Raw genomic sequence first — 16476 nt, 5'->3', positions numbered from 1 at the left:
TCTATTTCTCCATTTCAGCTAATTTTGTTTTAAGAACAGCAATTTCCTCCTCACTTAAGGAATCTAGCTTGCTTAATAATTGATCAATTGGTTTTTCATCTACTTCTTCTTCACTTTTCTCTTTTTCTTTCACATTTCTTTTTAACTCTTCATTTAGTACTTTTCCTTGTTCAACAGTTATTTCACCTTTTTTAATTAGTGAATCTACCATTTCTTCGGATTTTTCTAGAGTTGTTGCAATTGCACCTATTCCCGCTAATAATACTTTTTTCATTTCATCATTAATGCTCATAAGTAGTCCACCTCATTATTATGTATTTTAGACTGTTTCTAACTGGATAACTCTATTAGTAAACAGATATATAAATTATTACCCATAAAATTTGTCTATCAAACATCTCCAAGATAATTTATGGATTTATTGATACGTATATCTTCTTGCTATACATAACTCGTATTCATATTCACTTCCAAGAAGTTGAATTACTTCAATACACTTCCCTGTCTTCGGAGCATGTATCATTCTACCTTCTCCATAATAAAAACCTACATGATGAATTTTTCCCTTGCCTTTTTCATAGGCGAAAAACAACAAATCTCCTCGTTTTAATTGATCTAGCGAAACTTCACTGCCACTTTTTGCTTGATCTACTGCATCTCTAGGTATATCAAAACCATTCGCACGACACATTGAATATGTAAAACCAGAACAGTCATATCCAAAACTACTTGTGCCACCCCAAAAATACGGCAACTTCAAAAATTTTTCGGCATCCAAAAGTACGCTATCACCACTCGTCGGTTTAATTTTCGACGTAGAAGAAAAAATCTTTATATCTGTTTTTGAAATCCATCCTCGACTAGTAGGTGTTGCAATTAATACATCATGTTCCTTTTCACTAATGATAGGTAAAACTGTAGCAAAGCTAACTTGTCTCTTTTCGCCATTTTCAAATATTAAATTCGCATTGTCATTTATCATGACGGCTCTCTTATCACAAGCTACATTATGTTCGTTTGCTTCAACTAACTGAGATAACGGAATCCAACCTGGATAACCTTCTTTATGTTTTGAAGTGGATTGACTAGGAACAATAACGGATACCCAATTGTTCGTTTCATCAATAATTATAACTTCATCACCATATAATACCTGTGTTTGAATCCTATTTTCCTTACATAAATCTAGTAGATGAGTTTGATTTAAATGGCTTATCCATTTATCGATATTACATGTCGCTGATATGGCTTCTTCATCAATTAATCTAATGCGATCAGGCATTGTCCAAACAGTTGCAACTGGTACATTCACTAACCACCTTTTTTGCCTCATCGACTTACCTCCCTACGAGTGGTTTATCTGTGTAATACCTAACCCATATTCAGATAAAAAATTTATCGTTTTTCCATTAAATTGAATACCACCCTTAACAGGATCTTTAGCTAGCAATAAAGATGCATCAAAGTCATATCTTGTAATATTCTTTTGACTAGCCGCAAAATGAGCCGCCGCAGTAATACCAAGCTTTGTCTCTATCATGCTACCAACCATACATTCCATACCAAATAGTTCTGCCATTTTACTTATGAGACTAGCTTTATAAATACCACCCGATTTCATAAGCTTAATATTTATTAAATCAGCGCTTCTTGTACGTATGATTTCAAAAGCATCATTTGGAGAAAAGACACTTTCATCCGCCATAATCAATGTATCTACAGAATCAGTAACAGTTTTCAGTCCTCTTCTATCATCTTTATGGACAGGCTGTTCAATGAGTTCAATTCCTAAATCTAAATCTTCTATTTTACGAATAATTGAGATTGCTTCCTTTGTAGACCAACCTTGATTGGCATCTAAACGAATAATAACAGAACGCCCTACCCTCTGACGTATTTCCTTTATACGTGCTAAATCAGTATGGATTTCATCTTTACCTACTTTAATTTTTAAAATATTAAAGCCCTCCGAAACTAAGCGTACAGCATCATCTCCCATTTCTCTCGGACTATTCACACTAACTGTAAAATCTGTTTCAATTCGTTCACGATAACCACCTAAATATTGATAGAGTGGTAATTGACTATGTTGTGCTAAACAATCATACAAAGCCATATCAATTGCTGCCTTTGCACTACTATTACCAATTAACAATTGATGCATTCCTTGAAAAAGTGGTTCAAATAGTAAAATATTTTTATTCATAAGAAAAGGCTTTAAAACTTTATGAATAGCCCCATTGATACTTTCTAAACTTTCACCTGTAATAACATGTGTTGGTGGTGCTTCTCCCCACCCAATGACCCCATTATTACAGGATATTTTCACAATAACCGATTCTGCTAACACGACCGTTCGCAAGGCAGTTTTAAAGGGTTTACGCAAAGGAACGGTTATTGTAAATGTTTCAATTTGTTTGATTATCATTCATATCACCCTTTATGAAAGACCACTATCTATAATCAGTTGCTTTTTTTCGGTGTTAATAGAGGCACTCGTTCCCATTGGTATTGAGATATTAGGAAAACAATGTCCAATTTTTAACCCTTTTAATGTTGGTTTATTGACTAATTGAACATAATGAGAGATTACTTGATCTAATGTTAATGATTTCGCTTTTTGTTTTGGCTTACAATTATGAAAATCACCGATTACAAAGCCTGATATATCTTGAAGTTTCCCCGCCATTAACAATTGATTTAATAAACGATCCACAGAGCGAGGCTGCTCATCGATATCTTCAATAAACAAAATTTTTCCTTTCGTATCTAATTCATAGGATGTACCTAAAGTAGATACTAGCAAGCTAAGATTTCCACCAACGAGCTCACCTTCAGCACTGCCTTCAACTAAGACATCAATTGGTGCAATTTTTTCGTCGTATACTATTTTTTCCTGATGAAATATTTGTTCAAAATAAAAAGAAGACATACGATCCCATTCATCTTTTGCTATGTCAGAAGCTATCATCGGACCATGAAATGTAACAAGTTGACTGTTTTGTCTTATAGTTGTATGTAAAAAAGTAATATCACTGTATCCCCAGAATATTTTCGGATTACGAGCTATCATTTGATAATCTATTTGTGCTGCAATACGAGCTGTTCCATATCCTCCGCGCGAGCAAAAAATGCCCTTCACTTGTTTGTCTGCAAACATATTATGCAAATCTGCCAAACGAGCCTCATCCTGCCCAGCTAAATACCCATATTGGTTATACACATTTTTTCCGAGCTTGACTCTTAGACCTAACCCTTCTAGATACACGATTCCTTTTTGCAAACTCTCTTCATCACATGGACTTGCAGGTGAAATAATTCCAACAGTATCGCCCATTTTTAGTTTCATTGGCTTTATTAACAACTTTTATAACACCTCCATCTATGCTATGAAAGAAAAGTATGACAACAATTCTCTGGAACTTGATAATAAAAGATATCAAAAACAAATGACCTCTAACGAAACAATTAAACAAAAAGAATCGATGGACGATTGTACAACCTTCAATGAACTACCTAAACATCATTCTGTTCGTATATGCAAAAATCATCTATATAAAAGGATTATTATCAACAATGGTCTAAAATACTTACACACATATGAACTCTTTTGACTTTTAGAGTTATAGACCTCAAGACTAAATGAGATTCTTTTCATTGACATAGATCATTTTTAAATATACGTATATGAGACCACTCTTCGTTTTGCCAAAAGACGCGCCTTTCATTAGTCATCATTAGACCGTCGAAAAGCAACATCTTAACTCATATGGCAAAATTAATATTTAAATGAGGTCATAAATATTAAATCTAAAAGCTTCGTAATTTCAACACAAAACTTTTATACATCATAGTATTATTTCACTCGCGGTATTGTTAACGATTTCCATTCTTGCGAGGATAATTGTTTGGAGATATAAACAATTTGACCGACATGATATGAATAGTGATACATTTGCCGCTCAATTGCTTCCATTACGGAATGAGGTTCATTGCGGATCGTTACAACTTTTAATAAATCTTCTTCCTTTAATCCTTCAAGCGTGCTTAAAAAAATATTCCAGCCCCTATCCCAGCAGTTCATTATATCTGGTCGTCCAATGAAGCTCTGTTTAAATTCATTATCTCTATTACGAGTTTCTTTTTCACCATCTGCTGTAAAGAAGTCCGTCCACCTAGAGACCATATTTCCACTCATATGCTTAACAATTACCGCAATGCTATTTGAGTCTTCATTTTCATACCAAAACAAACTACTATCACTTACTTGCTTCATTGCATCTTCAGCAATTTTCTTCATATAACGAAATCGGTCAGTTACCACTCTTAAGTATTCTTTTCCTATCATAAAATCTCCCCTTTCAATATTGTATTAACAATTATTCGTCTTTCATGCAAAAAAATCCTTTTTTATTTTTTGAAAATTTTGTTACATCCTATCCCATATTGTTATACTATATATACAACAGATAACACAGAAGTGAGGGAACGAATTTGTTCATACAAGTTAATTTCGAATCTGATACTCCAATATATACACAACTAGTCCACGCTATCATGGAAGGAGTTGCAACTGGCTCGTTAAAAGCTGGTGATGAATTACCTTCTGTTAGAAGCTTAGCAAGTGATTTAGGAGTCAATATGCTAACCGTCAATAAAGCCTATCAGCAGTTAAAGCAAGAACAATTCATCCAGATTCATAGAAAGAAAGGAGCTATTATTAATCCTGATGGCATTCCAAATGGAGACAGTGAATATTATTCTAATTTACAAACAACACTTAGACCAGCAATAGTCGAGGCAATATGTCGTGGTTTATCAAAAGAAGATTTCATTAAACAAACTGAACTAATATTCACTGAACTAAAAGAAAAAGGAGAGTTTCATAAATGAATAGTTTTGATTGTATAATTATCACTATTTCCCTGTTACCAGCTGTTTTAATGTTATCCTTCACACCCTATTTCACTCGAAAAACCGAACAATTTGGTGTAACAATTCCAGAAAACCTATATAACAACCATGAAATAAAACAGCTTCGTAAACAATTTGTTTTAAAAAGTGGACTTCTTTCTATCTTCCTGCTTTTTTGTTTAAATATGTTATTTTTAATCATCCATTCTGAATCTACACTAACAGTTCTTCTAACTACTACAATTATAGGTATTGTAATCCTTCCATTTATTTTTTATTGAAGACACATAAACTTTTGAAAACAATAAAAGCTACGAAAAATTGGGGTATAGAAAAGCAGCAGGAACGAATGATTATCGATACAAACTTTCGAAATGACAACATTATCCTCCCAAATATCTGGTTCACGATTCCACTCCTCATAACAATTGCAACTTTTATCATTTCTTTTGCACAATATGATCTTTTACCAAAGCAAATTCCGGTACAGTTTGACTTTAGTGGTCATCCTACCCGCTACATCTCTAAATCTCTATGGACAGTTGCTTCTTTACCCACTATCCAACTTTTTATCACATTATTATTACTTGGAGTAAATATAAGCATTAAGATGGTTAAACAACAAATCGACTCTGCTAATCCGTTGAAATCGCGACATCAAAGCAAACTTTTCCGCAGACATATGTCAGCTCTCATCATTGGAATTGCCATCATTTCTTCACTTCAATTACTGCTAGCTCAACTAAGCATCATCATGAATGTTTCAGGTTTCTTTATTCCTATTACCACTTTTATATTTCTGGGCATTATACTATGCTGGGTAATCTATTTCACAGTAAAAATTGGCCAAGGTGGCAGTAGAATTAAATTAAAATCAGGTGAACAAACTTCATATATTAGTCCTGATGAAGATCGATATTGGAAATTCGGACTCTTTTATTTTAATCGTAATGACCCTTCCTTTTTTGTTGAAAAGAGATTTGGAATTGGCGTAACAGTTAACTTCGCAAGACCAACTAATTGGTTGTTCCTTCTTGGAATCATCACCATTATAGTCATTATGTCAATCATAGATCATTAATCCTTTATAGATGCCATACATGGAGAGGCTAAATGAAATTTCATTTAACCTCTTTTTATTTCTACTTTGAAACAGATTAACTTAATACCGACTATGTCTATATGACTAATTATAAAAATCAGCACATAAATCATAGTAAATTAATCAGAATTGTTGTATTATTATAAAAATCAACAGCAGGGGGGATTAAATCGTGATACAAATGATAGTAACGGGAATTATTTGTGGGATATTATTAGGATTTGTTTTACAAAGAGGCAGATTTTGTATTGTTGGGGCCTACCGAGATCTTATACTCGCGCGAGATGGAAGAATGTTTTTAGCGACTTTCATCGTTATTGCCATACAAAGTATCGGTGTTTTTATTCTGAAAGATTCAGGAATTATCATATTAGAAGCTGGTCCTTTTCCATGGCTAGCCACGATTATAGGTGGCCTCATATTTGGAATAGGCATGGTTTTAGCTGGTGGTTGTGCAACTGGTACTTGGTATCGTGCTGGAGAAGGATTAATCGGTAGCTGGGTTGCTTTATTTGGCTATATGCTCGGTGCTGCTATGACAAAATTCGGAGTATGGAAGTCTACAGCAGACCAACTCACATCTTATCAATCTAAAGAAACGTATATGTTTGATACCTTCCATGTTTCACCATGGGTTTTCGTTATTCTTCTATCAGTTATTATTGGAGGATTTACAATTCGTGAATTAAGAAAACCAAAACTTGCAATAGCTAGACTAAAACCAAAGAAAACAGGAATTTCGCACATATTGTTTGAAAAAGCTTGGCATCCATTCGTAACGGCATCATTAGTTGGACTCATCGCTATACTAGCATGGCCATTAAGTGAAGCAACTGGCAGAATGCACGGCCTAGGTATCACAACACCCAGTGCTAAAATACTGTAATTCTTAGTTACTGGTGATCAAGCATTGTTAGATTGGGGAGTCTTTTTAGTTCTTGGTATTTTATTAGGCTCCTATTTAGCAGCAAAAGCAAGCAACGAATTTCGATTCCGTTTGCCAGATAAAAAGACATTAGGTTTTAATGCATTCGGTGGTATTACAATGGGATTTGGAGCAAGTATTGCTGGGGGTTGTACTATAGGTAATGGCCTTGTTAATTCAGCAATTTTCACATGGCAAGGTTGGGCATCTATTGTATTTTTCTTATTAGGCTCATGGATTGCTGTTTATTTTACGATCATTTTAAAAAATAAAAAAGCAGCCACCGCAAAAGGTAGTGCTACTTTATCCTAACAAGATGGTTATGCATAATTAAACGAACTATTGGAGGTATTTACTATGTCAAAAATTCTTGAAACAACTGGAATGGTTTGTCCATTTCCACTGGTAGAAGCAAAAAAAGCAATGGAAACTATTGAAATTGGAGAAGAACTTATCATAAATTTTGATTGCACACAAGCTACTGAATCCATTCCTCGTTGGGCAGCAAAAGATGGGCACGAAGTGACAAATTTTGAACAAGTAACTGATGCCCAGTGGCAAATTATTCTTCGTAAAGGGAAATAAGAAACCCTGCTCCGCTAGATTTTTAAAAATGTACTATAGCTTATAATCACTTACACCGTTTTTACACAAGCGGGTAAAGATATAGTGTAAAGCCCCAGAATGATTCATGCATTTTGGGACTTTCTACTCTGATTAATATAAAGGGTCACCTGCAACACTTCATTAATACACCGGACTATTTACAAACAACACACTATATAAGACAGACCTATTTTAGAACTTTAACTCTTTCTTTAACCTCAGTAAATTGTTTTTCACCAGCTGGAGCTGCAACTTTACCAAACGGCATTTGTGCAAGAAGTTTCCATGAAGTTGGAATAGCAAATTGTTGTTTAACTTCATCATCAATTAACGGATTATAATGTTGCAATGATGCACCAAGACCTTCAGCCGCAAATGCAGTCCAAATAGCATATTGTAACATACCTGAAGATTGGTTCGACCAAACTGAAAAGTTTTCTGCATATAGACTAAAGTCTGCTTGCAACTTTTCTACAACTGATTGATCTTCAAAAAACAATACTGTCCCATAACCAGCTTTAAAAGATTCCATTTTTCCTTCTGTACTTGCAAATCCTTCAGAAGGAATAATCTTACGTAATGTTTCTTTTGTCAAATTCCATAATTTATCGTGTTGTTCACCGAGAAGAACAATAACTCGTGAGCTTTGTGAATTAAATGCGGATGGTACGTGATTTACTGCATATTCAACGATTTCTTGAATTTTTTCATCGCTAATTGTTGTTTCCTTACTTATTGCATAAATAGAACGTCTTTCTTTCATTGCTGTATATAAATCTTTACTCATTTTTTTGTCCCCTCTTTGATTAGATATATTTTAATATGTTAATTGAAATACTTTATTCTTTTTCCTGAATCAGTCGAATGTGATTCTCTGATGAATCCATCATATTTATGAAATCATTTTCCAGCGAAAAAGAAATATTTAAAGCTTTCAAAGCTTTTATAACCTTATTTTTGTATTCTTCATTTGGAATTACTATAGAGAATTCCTTCATTCCAATAGTATTTTCTCTTGGTGCAGGTGCTCCCTTACCATTCCATGTATTTAAACCTATATGATGGTGATAACCCCCTGTCGATATAAATACGGCTTGATCTCCGTAGCGACAAACTACATCATAACCCAATACTTCTTGATAGAAGTGAATAGCTTTTTCCAAATCAGCAACATGCAAATGGATATGGCCAAATAAAGTTGCATTTGGCATCCCCTTCCATTCTTTTCCCTGTCCTGCTGCTAATACTCCTTCCACATCCATTGGTTCTGTACTCATTTTCACTTCATTATTCTTCCAAACCCACTGTTCAGAAGGACGATCATGATAAACTTCTATACCATTTCCATCTGGATCAGCTAAATATAGCGCTTCACTTACTAAATGATCTGAGGCTCCTTGGAAACGGAAATTTTTATTAGCCATATGCAACAAGAAGCTCCCTAACTCTTCTCTTGATGGTAATAATATTGCAAAATGATATAAACCTGTTGTTCTTCCTTGTTTTGGAATAACTGTGTCCGGTTGATGCAAAATAACCATTGGATTAATACCATCTACCGTTAACATTACATTTCGATCACTACGTTTTAAGACTTTAAATCCTAACAAATCAGTATAAAAGGCAGTGGATTGCTCTAAGTTGCTAACGTTAATTGTAATATCGCGAATATATAAATTGGGTTGTTTATGAAATGTCATTATTTTTCCTCCTGCATAAATGAACTGTCACTTACTTTATGTAACTAAGTATATTTACATAATCAACAAACGTCAAGTAATTAATTTCTGAAAAGTAATATTTTTATTTTATGTAAGAATGCAGTATAATAAGGCTAATAGAGGTGATATTTATGTACGATTCCCATTTATGTCCAAGATTTGAAAAAGCAATGAATGTTATTAGTCAAAGATGGACAGGATTGATTATTTATCGCTTACTAAATGGTGGGCCTCAGCGTTTTAAAGAAATAGAAGCTTCTCTTCCTATTAGTGGTCGAGTTCTATCTGAACGCTTGAAGGACTTAGAACATGCTGGAATAGTATTACGTGAAGTGTATCCAGAGACGCCTGTTCGTATCGAATATTCATTGACTGATAAAGGACGAGCGTTAAAGCCCATTTTAGATGATATCGAAAAATGGTCTCATGAATGGGTAAATTTAGAGGACTAATCACGTTCTAAGTAAGAATCCTCATTTAAAAAGCACTAGAGATAAATGATTAAGCTGTATTTACAAAATAAAAATTAGCGCAATTGATGATGGGCCGTTCTATCGACAACGAAAAAGCACATGGTTTATACATAGCCATGTGCTTTTTTCTATTTTACATGATTCCGTCATGTAATTTTGTGAAAATATTCACTTTTGTTTATCTTATCTTAACAAATAGGTATCATAATAGGATTAATGAAGAAATGGTATTTTTTAAGGAGGAACCATCATGAAAAAACAAGGATTACTTGTAGTATTCGCTTGCATTTTGTTAATTGCCTGCTCCAATCAAAATGTAAAGTCTAGTGTATCAAAAGGTGAAAAAGAAAAATATGTGGATGACATTATGAGTAGCCTATTGATTGCTACAGATACTTTATACGATGCATATTATATGAAAAGCCAGCATTATAAAGGATCTTTAGAAGAAATTGAAGATAATCTCGCTCCTATTGAGGAAGCGATGGAAAAATACAAAAATATTGGACCACCTCCTGTGAGTGATTTAAATCATCTATACAATTTAGTCGGTAAAAGTATTAATACTGTAAATGATTTTATTAAATATGCACCCAATGCTATCTTTAATAATGATCCACAATTCGATGAAAAGTATAAAAAAGTAGAAAATACAATCAGTCCATACTTAAGTGAAATTAATGACATAACCACTCAATTAGGCATATAATTCCGTTCCTTTTTAATTAAAGGCTTCTTTCACCGCCTATGAACAAGTAGTGAATATAGACTTTGTTGAAATCCGCTCTCAGGATGCTCACTTTCCGTTTCGTGAACAGTGAGCATCTCGCAGGAGTCTCGAGCCTTACTGAAATGAATTTGTTCAGAAAAAGTGATAGATAACATTTTCCTAAACAAACTCTTTGCCATTATGGTTTCACATTAATCATCATAGCTGATATAAACATGAGTAAATAAAATACGAGTAGAAAAGTGTTTAAGGCAATTCCCCAAACAGCAAATAACCGAGAATATTTACGTGTAAACAACCCAATAATTCCAAGAAACACTCCAAAGAAAGGAAGTTGAAATATAAAATCTAAAGGTTGATCCTCTGCTTCTGTTATTAACGCAACATTTAAAAATGCGAGCGTAACCAGAGCTATTAAAAAAGAAAGAAAACCAGTCATCGTTGGCAATCTTCTTGTCTTTTTTTGTTTTATCGGTAATTCCATAGCTTGACCTCCCCTACTTTCATTGCTCGAATATCATGATTGTCATCCAGCTTTTTTATACTTTCTGTAGGCCCTGTAATAACAGCACCATACAATTGAATTCCATGCTTTTTAATATAATCAACTCTTTCTGCTATAGATAAATTTCTTTCAGCAACTTTCTCTGCTACAGGTTCATTTTTCTTTAATTCCTCTAAAATTTGAATAAAAATGTCTTCATTGCTTTTTTCATCATTATTAAATGGTGACCAGATAGTATAATCTCTTTGAGCAGGATAGCCTATAGCGGATATGAAACTTCCTTCAGAATCTAGATGCTTTTCTTCCACTCCTGTGTCTACCGCTAACCATCTTAACTCTGTATTTTCTGGAATCATTTTTTCTAACTCTTCCTTTGTCATTAAACGCCTAAAGGATACATATGCTTCAGATACTGTTCCTTTCGGTAATCCGTCTAACATTGACCAATCAGAATTAAAAGGAACTAAGGCATTAGGGTGAATGAGAACTTCTGTATCTTCTTTAGGAATGTCATCAAAAGGGCGTTCAAGTGTCAGCTGTTTATCTGGTATCCTTGGATGACTTAAATCAAATCGAACCGTATAATCCCCAACATCATAATCTTCATCACCAATCTTTTTATATACATCAAAAAAGATATCCATCGAAAAGAAACCTAATTTATGATCTAATTCAATTTCCTCTAAGCTCAAGTTTGGCTTTGTTACATAAATGGTTTTACTTGCGACATCAATTAAATGATCCGCTTTACCACCCATAGCATAATACATATAAGTTCCTAATTTCATTAGTGGAATAATTAGTAGAAGTAACGCTAAACTAATCATAATCGTTGTGTTACGTGCTGTATTTTTACCATTTTGGATTATTTTTTTCTGCCAAGACTCTGTTAAAGAATGCTTCTTATCAAAGTCATTTATAGATTCTTGTACTAATTTTTCATATAAATTTTCCTCTTGATTGTCCTTATTCATCCAGTTGTTTCAACTCCTTTATCTTGCTCATAGCTTTTTGCCTACCTCTATGTAAGTGGCTTTTTAAAGTGTTTAATTTTATTTGTAATATTTCAGATGCTTCTTTATATGATAGTCCATGTAAATCACATAATAGTAAGACATGCTTCTCTTTATCAGGTAAAGTATGTATTACCGAAATTAACAAATGAAAGCTTTCTTTCTCAATAAAAGCACTTTCTGGTGAATGCAAATCTGACTCATTTAAGAAAATATCTTCTGAAATAACCAATCGCTTCCGCTTTCTTTGATAATCAATAAAAGCATGGTATGCCACTTTAAATAGCCAGGCTTTAATATTGCTTATCTCATAATCTTGCAGTTGGATGTATGCTCGATAAAAGGCTTCTTGAACTAGATCTTCAGCTGTATGGTGGTCTCTTGAAAGAGAAAATAAATATCGATATACATCCTTTACATGCAGTTTAAAGATCTCATCTAAATCCACCAATGCTCCCCCTTTCATACATAACCACGTTTAAAGTAAATAAAAAGTTGCAAAATTCTTTCTTTTTTATATTTTACTACTAAGTGTGATTGGCCGTTATAGGATAAAAATGAAATATTTCTCAAAAATCATGTATAATAGAACGATCGAAATAAGAAAGAATGTGAAATGATGTTTTTCTTTGGACTTACTGCTTGCTTTATTCTAGTCGGAGTTGGAATCATGCTGCTTATAAAAAAAGGATTAATTGGAGTTGTATTTATTTTACTGGGGCTCCTAGCACTTGGATTATTGATCTATTATTATTCTAATATAAAAAGAAAAAAAGCTATACGAGATAATTGCTTTGACTGTGGCTCATATACAGATTGCAGTTTCATAGATTTACCCTTTAGAACTAAAAAAGGAATGTTTCATGATTGTGGGGATGGAGATTGTTCGAACGGAGATTGTGGCTGTGGTTGGTAAAATACTTAGAAGATCCTTTGATTGGTTCCCTTGTCATCGTAGGCATGATCGATCCTTTATTATTTTCGGAAAAAAGTTGCCTATTTGCGCTCGCTGTACTTCGATATTAATAGGATATGTATTTTCTCCTTTTTTTATTGGTTTTCACATCACCATTCCATACATTTGGATTACATTTATGATGATACCTATTTTATTAGATGGGTTTACTCAACTTTGGAAATGGAGAGAAAGCAATAATCTCCTAAGGTTTTTAACTGGATTTTCTTTTGGATTAGCCCAATCTTTTTTGATATCCAATGTCGTTCATCTAATTGTTGACTTTATGGTATAACGGTTTAGCGAAATTTAACAAGGCTGTTTTCACAAATTTTGTTGCCTAATAGCATTCCGTTCCAAGATGCTCGCTTTCCGCGGAGTGAAAGGTGAACATCCGAAGGGCACAGCTCCTTAGGGATTTCACCTATCCAGCTATTCCTGCAGGATGACCGCTCCTTTCACCCCATTTAGCCAAGCTTTTCATCAACTGGTTTAAACACAGAATGAGGTATATTTAGTAACAACAATTATTTTGATAACAGCCAAAAGAGCCATTGATAAACCCTTTTAGTAAAATGACAGCTATTAGTACTTATATTTCCTCAGCTATTGTTGCTTTAACTTTTATATTCTTTTCTTTTATACTCTCCACAATTGTTTTATCCACACGGTTATCTGTTATGATTTGATTCACTTTATTTATCGGAGCAAATGAAACAAATGCTCGATTATAGAATTTCGTATGATCCACTAAAAGGATAGTTTCATCAGCAATGTCCATCATTTTTTTCTTTAATAAAGCTTGCCATTCATTAGATTCACTTAATCCTCTTTCTATCTCAACACCTTTGCATGAAATAAAGGCTTTGTTTACATAGTACATGTCAAGAGAACGTTCAGCTAAATGCCCCACATAGGATAGTGACTTTGGTAAAAGCTCCCCACCTGTAGAAATAACTTTCATTTGCTCTTTTTTACCTAATTCCATGGCTACTTTGATTGAATTAGTAATGACTGTGAGTGGCATATCAGGTAATTCCTTTGCCATATACCATGCAGTAGTGCTAGCATCAAGGACAATTTTATCCATTGGTTTGATAAGTTTGATTGCTTCTTTTGCGATAGCTTTCTTATCAATAGCATGTAAAATCTCTCTTTCTTCATAAGAAGTCTCAACCTGATCTGGTTCAATACTTACTGCTCCACCATGGCTTCTTTTTAATAAATGCTCTTTTTCTAATTTTTCTAAGTCTCTCCTAATGGTCTCTTCCGTTACATGAAATAATTGACTTAGTTCAGAGACTCTAATACTCATTCTCTCATTGACAATTCCCACAATTTTTCTATGTCTTTCAGCCAAAAGCATGTCATTCTTCCCCTTTTATTCGTCTGCAAAATAAGATAAGTGTAAAAACTACGTTTCCTCTCTCATTATTTCATACATACAAATACTTTATCTACTAAATGCTGCAGAAACACCTCCATCAACAGTGAGCATACATCCAGTTGTTTTAACTGATTTAGATGATGCAAAGAATGCAATAGCTTCTGCGATATCCTTTGGGAATATATTGACTCCCAAGGTTGTTCTTTTTCGATAATGTTCCTCTAGTCGTTCTGGTTCGATCCCATAGGAAGTAGCACGCTCTTCTCTCCACTTTGATCCCCAAATCTGAGACCCTTGCAATACTGCGTCGGGAAGTACACTATTCACTCGTATGCCAAATTCCCCGCCCTCAGCTGCAATACATCTAGCTAAATGAGTTTCTAATGCCTTTACCGAACTATATGCAGCTACATTTTTTCCAGCATATACTGAATTCTTTGAACCAACAAAAATCATATTGCCACCTATATTTTGTTGTTTCATATGTTTAAAAGCTTCACGTGCAGCTAAAAAATATCCCGTACCTAACACATTCATATTTAATTGCCATTCCTGTAAAGTCGTTTCATCAAATGGACTTGATGTTGCTAAGCCTGCATTGTTTACAATTATGTCGACGCCACCAAACGTCAAAGCTGTTTTACGAAAGGCATCCTGAACCTCTTTTTCATTCGTGACATCCATTTTCACTGCTAATGCCCGCTCTTCACCACAGTGTTTATTAATTTCTAAAGCGAGTTTTCCAGCACCTTCAAGATTTAAATCGGCGATTACAACATGAGCCCCTTCAGATGCGAATAACTTACACGTTTCACTTCCAATACCACCAGCTCCTCCAGTTACAAATGCCACTTGACGTGAAAATTCTGTTTCTTTAGGAGCTAATGTTAACTTATAAAGCTCAAGAGGCCAATATTCAACATTGTAAGACTCATTTTCATTAAGAGAAACAAAGTTTCCAAGCGTTGTCGCTCCTTTCATTACCTCAATAGCACGATGATACAATGCTCCACTAACACGAGCGATTGCGAGCGTTTTCCCGCTATTAATCATTCCAACTCCTGGTATTAATATAACTCGAGGTGCGGTTTCAAAAATTTGATCTCCATCATTCATATTTCGATGAAAATATTCTCTATATTTTGCTTTGTAATCTTTAATTCCTTGTTTAAGTTTGTCAATCAGTTCTGAAACATTCTCCTCAACAGGATTCCAATTAACAAACAGTGGTGTTCTTTTTGTATGAACTAAATGATCAGGACAAGCTGCTCCTATTTGAGATAAATCGAATGCTCCATGGCTATTTACAAATTGGCATACTTGTTCCGAATCATCATAACTTAAAATCATTTTCTTTTCACTACTCACTCCACCTCGAATATATGGCATTATTTGTGCCGCAATCGATTTTCTTACCACTGTTGCAAGTGGTTGATATTTCTGGCCAGCAAATAACTTGTCTACTACAATTCTTTTCTCTAGATATTGTACTGCTTCATTTATGATGGATATTGTTTTTTCATAGCTTTCTTGAGAAGAATCCCCCCATACAACTAGCCCATGCTTCTCCATTAACACCAACTCTGCATGTGGATTGTTTTTGACACCTTCAGCAATCATTTTTGAAAGAGTAAATCCAGGTCGTATATATGGAACCCACACAAAGCGATTACCATAAATCTCTTTAGCAATTTCTTTTCCGTTATCTGCACAGCAAATACTAATTATTGCATCTGGATGAGTATGATCAACATGTTTAAAAGGTAAAAAGGCATGCAATAATGTTTCGATAGAAGGCCGTGGATGTTTGGAATCGATCATACAATGAGAAAGATAAGAAACCATTTCCTCATCACTCATTTCATCACGCTCAATAAGTGGAGTAATATCCTCCAATTTTAATCCCGTGAATTGAGAAGTTTTCATATTAGCAAGATCTGAACCACTCCCCTTTACCCACATTACTTCGACTTCCCTTCCACGAAAATCCTTCTCTATTGTTTTCATTGAAGTATTTCCTCCACCCCAATTACAGACAGAGCGATCAGAACCGATTAAATTTGATCTATATACCAACTCTCCAAGTCCTTCTTCAATCATACTAGCAATATTCGCATCCCATTTATTCATCACCACTAATAAACC

20 protein-coding genes and 1 pseudogene are annotated in these 16476 nt (G+C 34.2%); 9 read left to right on the top strand and 12 right to left on the bottom strand.

What is annotated here, in order from left to right:
- Position 1: 1 nt before the first annotated feature.
- The 5 genes from BN349_RS05485 to BN349_RS05465 form a co-directional block, all read right to left on the bottom strand.
- Positions 2–292, bottom strand: a complete 291-nt coding sequence (locus tag BN349_RS05485) for a phasin family protein (RefSeq protein WP_019241273.1) — start codon at positions 290–292, stop codon at positions 2–4.
- 126 nt (positions 293–418) lie between these two features.
- The gene (locus BN349_RS05480; RefSeq protein ID WP_019241272.1) at positions 419–1333 is read right to left on the bottom strand and encodes a C40 family peptidase; all 915 of its coding nucleotides are present in this window, start codon (positions 1331–1333) and stop codon (positions 419–421) included.
- 12 nt (positions 1334–1345) lie between these two features.
- Positions 1346–2428 (bottom strand): dipeptide epimerase, encoded by a 1083-nt coding sequence (locus BN349_RS05475; RefSeq protein WP_019241271.1) that lies wholly within the window; start codon positions 2426–2428, stop codon positions 1346–1348.
- Between the two features lie 12 nt (positions 2429–2440).
- A complete protein-coding gene (locus BN349_RS05470) occupies positions 2441–3349 on the bottom strand; it encodes a S66 peptidase family protein (RefSeq protein ID WP_187370327.1) in 909 nt (302 codons plus the stop codon).
- A 507-nt stretch (positions 3350–3856) separates the two neighbouring features.
- On the bottom strand, positions 3857–4348 hold the full coding sequence (locus BN349_RS05465; protein WP_019241269.1) for a DUF1572 family protein: 492 nt from the start codon (positions 4346–4348) through the stop codon (positions 3857–3859).
- Between the two features lie 146 nt (positions 4349–4494).
- On the opposite strand from BN349_RS05465, the gene BN349_RS05460 reads away from it, so the two are divergent.
- The 5 genes and pseudogenes from BN349_RS05460 (at position 4495) to BN349_RS05440 (ending at position 7526) form a co-directional block, all read left to right on the top strand.
- Positions 4495–4893, top strand: coding sequence for a GntR family transcriptional regulator (locus BN349_RS05460; protein WP_019241268.1), 399 nt, complete (start codon positions 4495–4497; stop codon positions 4891–4893).
- Positions 4890–5195, top strand: a complete 306-nt coding sequence (locus BN349_RS05455; RefSeq protein ID WP_026089184.1) for a hypothetical protein — start codon at positions 4890–4892, stop codon at positions 5193–5195. The genes BN349_RS05460 and BN349_RS05455 overlap by 4 nt, the downstream gene beginning before the upstream one ends.
- A gap of 14 nt (positions 5196–5209) precedes the next feature.
- Positions 5210–5995 (top strand): DUF1648 domain-containing protein, encoded by a 786-nt coding sequence (locus tag BN349_RS05450; protein WP_026089183.1) that lies wholly within the window; start codon positions 5210–5212, stop codon positions 5993–5995.
- Positions 5996–6197: 202 nt separating this feature from the next.
- A pseudogene (locus tag BN349_RS23405) lies at positions 6198–7253 on the top strand (YeeE/YedE thiosulfate transporter family protein).
- Between the two features lie 45 nt (positions 7254–7298).
- Complete coding sequence (locus BN349_RS05440) at positions 7299–7526, top strand: sulfurtransferase TusA family protein (RefSeq protein ID WP_019241265.1); 228 nt, start codon at positions 7299–7301, stop codon at positions 7524–7526.
- Between the two features lie 208 nt (positions 7527–7734).
- On the opposite strand, the gene BN349_RS05435 is transcribed toward BN349_RS05440, so the two are convergent.
- Positions 7735–8334, bottom strand: a complete 600-nt coding sequence (locus BN349_RS05435) for a nitroreductase family protein (RefSeq protein ID WP_019241264.1) — start codon at positions 8332–8334, stop codon at positions 7735–7737.
- Between the two features lie 52 nt (positions 8335–8386).
- Positions 8387–9247, bottom strand: coding sequence for a VOC family protein (locus tag BN349_RS05430; RefSeq protein ID WP_019241263.1), 861 nt, complete (start codon positions 9245–9247; stop codon positions 8387–8389).
- 152 nt (positions 9248–9399) lie between these two features.
- Between BN349_RS05430 and BN349_RS05425 the strand changes: the two genes are divergently transcribed.
- Together BN349_RS05425 and BN349_RS05420 are read left to right on the top strand one after the other, a co-directional pair.
- Positions 9400–9720, top strand: coding sequence for a winged helix-turn-helix transcriptional regulator (locus BN349_RS05425; RefSeq protein ID WP_019241262.1), 321 nt, complete (start codon positions 9400–9402; stop codon positions 9718–9720).
- 271 nt (positions 9721–9991) lie between these two features.
- Entirely contained in the window at positions 9992–10450 is a 459-nt protein-coding gene (locus BN349_RS05420) for a hypothetical protein (RefSeq protein ID WP_019241261.1), read from the top strand.
- A 199-nt stretch (positions 10451–10649) separates the two neighbouring features.
- Here the strand turns inward: BN349_RS05420 and BN349_RS05415 are convergent, their stop codons facing one another.
- From BN349_RS05415 to BN349_RS05405, 3 genes are read right to left on the bottom strand one after another with little or no spacing between them, the layout of a single operon-like run.
- The gene (locus tag BN349_RS05415) at positions 10650–10955 is read right to left on the bottom strand and encodes a hypothetical protein (protein ID WP_019241260.1); all 306 of its coding nucleotides are present in this window, start codon (positions 10953–10955) and stop codon (positions 10650–10652) included.
- Entirely contained in the window at positions 10940–11950 is a 1011-nt protein-coding gene (locus tag BN349_RS05410) for an anti-sigma factor C-terminal domain-containing protein (protein WP_019241259.1), read from the bottom strand. The genes BN349_RS05415 and BN349_RS05410 overlap by 16 nt, the downstream gene beginning before the upstream one ends.
- Complete coding sequence (locus tag BN349_RS05405) at positions 11943–12437, bottom strand: sigma-70 family RNA polymerase sigma factor (RefSeq protein ID WP_019241258.1); 495 nt, start codon at positions 12435–12437, stop codon at positions 11943–11945. Before BN349_RS05405 ends, BN349_RS05410 begins: the two co-directional genes overlap by 8 nt.
- A 222-nt stretch (positions 12438–12659) precedes the next feature.
- Here BN349_RS05405 and BN349_RS26100 point away from each other — a divergent pair, with 222 nt between their 5' ends.
- Together BN349_RS26100 and BN349_RS23400 are read left to right on the top strand one after the other, a co-directional pair.
- A complete protein-coding gene (locus tag BN349_RS26100) occupies positions 12660–12905 on the top strand; it encodes a hypothetical protein (protein WP_232423519.1) in 246 nt (81 codons plus the stop codon).
- Positions 12895–13239: a DUF2085 domain-containing protein gene (locus BN349_RS23400; protein ID WP_019241256.1), complete on the top strand. Its 345-nt coding sequence runs from the start codon at positions 12895–12897 to the stop codon at positions 13237–13239. The genes BN349_RS26100 and BN349_RS23400 overlap by 11 nt, the downstream gene beginning before the upstream one ends.
- Before the next feature lie 297 nt (positions 13240–13536).
- On the opposite strand, the gene BN349_RS05390 is transcribed toward BN349_RS23400, so the two are convergent.
- Positions 13537–14310, bottom strand: coding sequence for a DeoR/GlpR family DNA-binding transcription regulator (locus BN349_RS05390; RefSeq protein WP_019241255.1), 774 nt, complete (start codon positions 14308–14310; stop codon positions 13537–13539).
- An 87-nt stretch (positions 14311–14397) separates the two neighbouring features.
- Complete coding sequence (locus BN349_RS05385) at positions 14398–16461, bottom strand: bifunctional aldolase/short-chain dehydrogenase (protein ID WP_087960614.1); 2064 nt, start codon at positions 16459–16461, stop codon at positions 14398–14400.
- Positions 16462–16476 lie beyond the last annotated feature (15 nt).

It is taken from the genome of Bacillus sp. AP8 (assembly GCF_000321185.1).
Taxonomy (GTDB): Bacteria; Bacillota; Bacilli; order Bacillales; family DSM-1321; genus Bacillus_AD; species Bacillus_AD massilioanorexius.
The sequence above is the reverse complement of the archived record's forward strand: the minus strand, read 5'-3'. Positions and strand labels throughout refer to the sequence as shown.

What these genes read in the sequence shown, in the direction of transcription:
- BN349_RS05485 (WP_019241273.1), bottom strand. Translation starts at nt 292, where the DNA reads ATGAGCATTAATGATGAAATGAAAAAAGTATTATTAGCGGGAATAGGT.
- BN349_RS05480 (WP_019241272.1), bottom strand. Translation starts at nt 1,333, where the DNA reads ATGAGGCAAAAAAGGTGGTTAGTGAATGTACCAGTTGCAACTGTTTGG.
- BN349_RS05475 (WP_019241271.1), bottom strand. Translation starts at nt 2,428, where the DNA reads ATGATAATCAAACAAATTGAAACATTTACAATAACCGTTCCTTTGCGT.
- BN349_RS05470 (WP_187370327.1), bottom strand. Translation starts at nt 3,349, where the DNA reads ATGAAACTAAAAATGGGCGATACTGTTGGAATTATTTCACCTGCAAGT.
- BN349_RS05465 (WP_019241269.1), bottom strand. Translation starts at nt 4,348, where the DNA reads ATGATAGGAAAAGAATACTTAAGAGTGGTAACTGACCGATTTCGTTAT.
- BN349_RS05455 (WP_026089184.1), top strand. Translation starts at nt 4,890, where the DNA reads ATGAATAGTTTTGATTGTATAATTATCACTATTTCCCTGTTACCAGCT.
- BN349_RS05440 (WP_019241265.1), top strand. Translation starts at nt 7,299, where the DNA reads ATGTCAAAAATTCTTGAAACAACTGGAATGGTTTGTCCATTTCCACTG.
- BN349_RS05435 (WP_019241264.1), bottom strand. Translation starts at nt 8,334, where the DNA reads ATGAGTAAAGATTTATATACAGCAATGAAAGAAAGACGTTCTATTTAT.
- BN349_RS05430 (WP_019241263.1), bottom strand. Translation starts at nt 9,247, where the DNA reads ATGACATTTCATAAACAACCCAATTTATATATTCGCGATATTACAATT.
- BN349_RS05425 (WP_019241262.1), top strand. Translation starts at nt 9,400, where the DNA reads ATGTACGATTCCCATTTATGTCCAAGATTTGAAAAAGCAATGAATGTT.
- BN349_RS05420 (WP_019241261.1), top strand. Translation starts at nt 9,992, where the DNA reads ATGAAAAAACAAGGATTACTTGTAGTATTCGCTTGCATTTTGTTAATT.
- BN349_RS05415 (WP_019241260.1), bottom strand. Translation starts at nt 10,955, where the DNA reads ATGGAATTACCGATAAAACAAAAAAAGACAAGAAGATTGCCAACGATG.
- BN349_RS05410 (WP_019241259.1), bottom strand. Translation starts at nt 11,950, where the DNA reads ATGAATAAGGACAATCAAGAGGAAAATTTATATGAAAAATTAGTACAA.
- BN349_RS26100 (WP_232423519.1), top strand. Translation starts at nt 12,660, where the DNA reads ATGCTGCTTATAAAAAAAGGATTAATTGGAGTTGTATTTATTTTACTG.
- BN349_RS05390 (WP_019241255.1), bottom strand. Translation starts at nt 14,310, where the DNA reads ATGCTTTTGGCTGAAAGACATAGAAAAATTGTGGGAATTGTCAATGAG.
- BN349_RS05385 (WP_087960614.1), bottom strand. Translation starts at nt 16,461, where the DNA reads ATGAATAAATGGGATGCGAATATTGCTAGTATGATTGAAGAAGGACTT.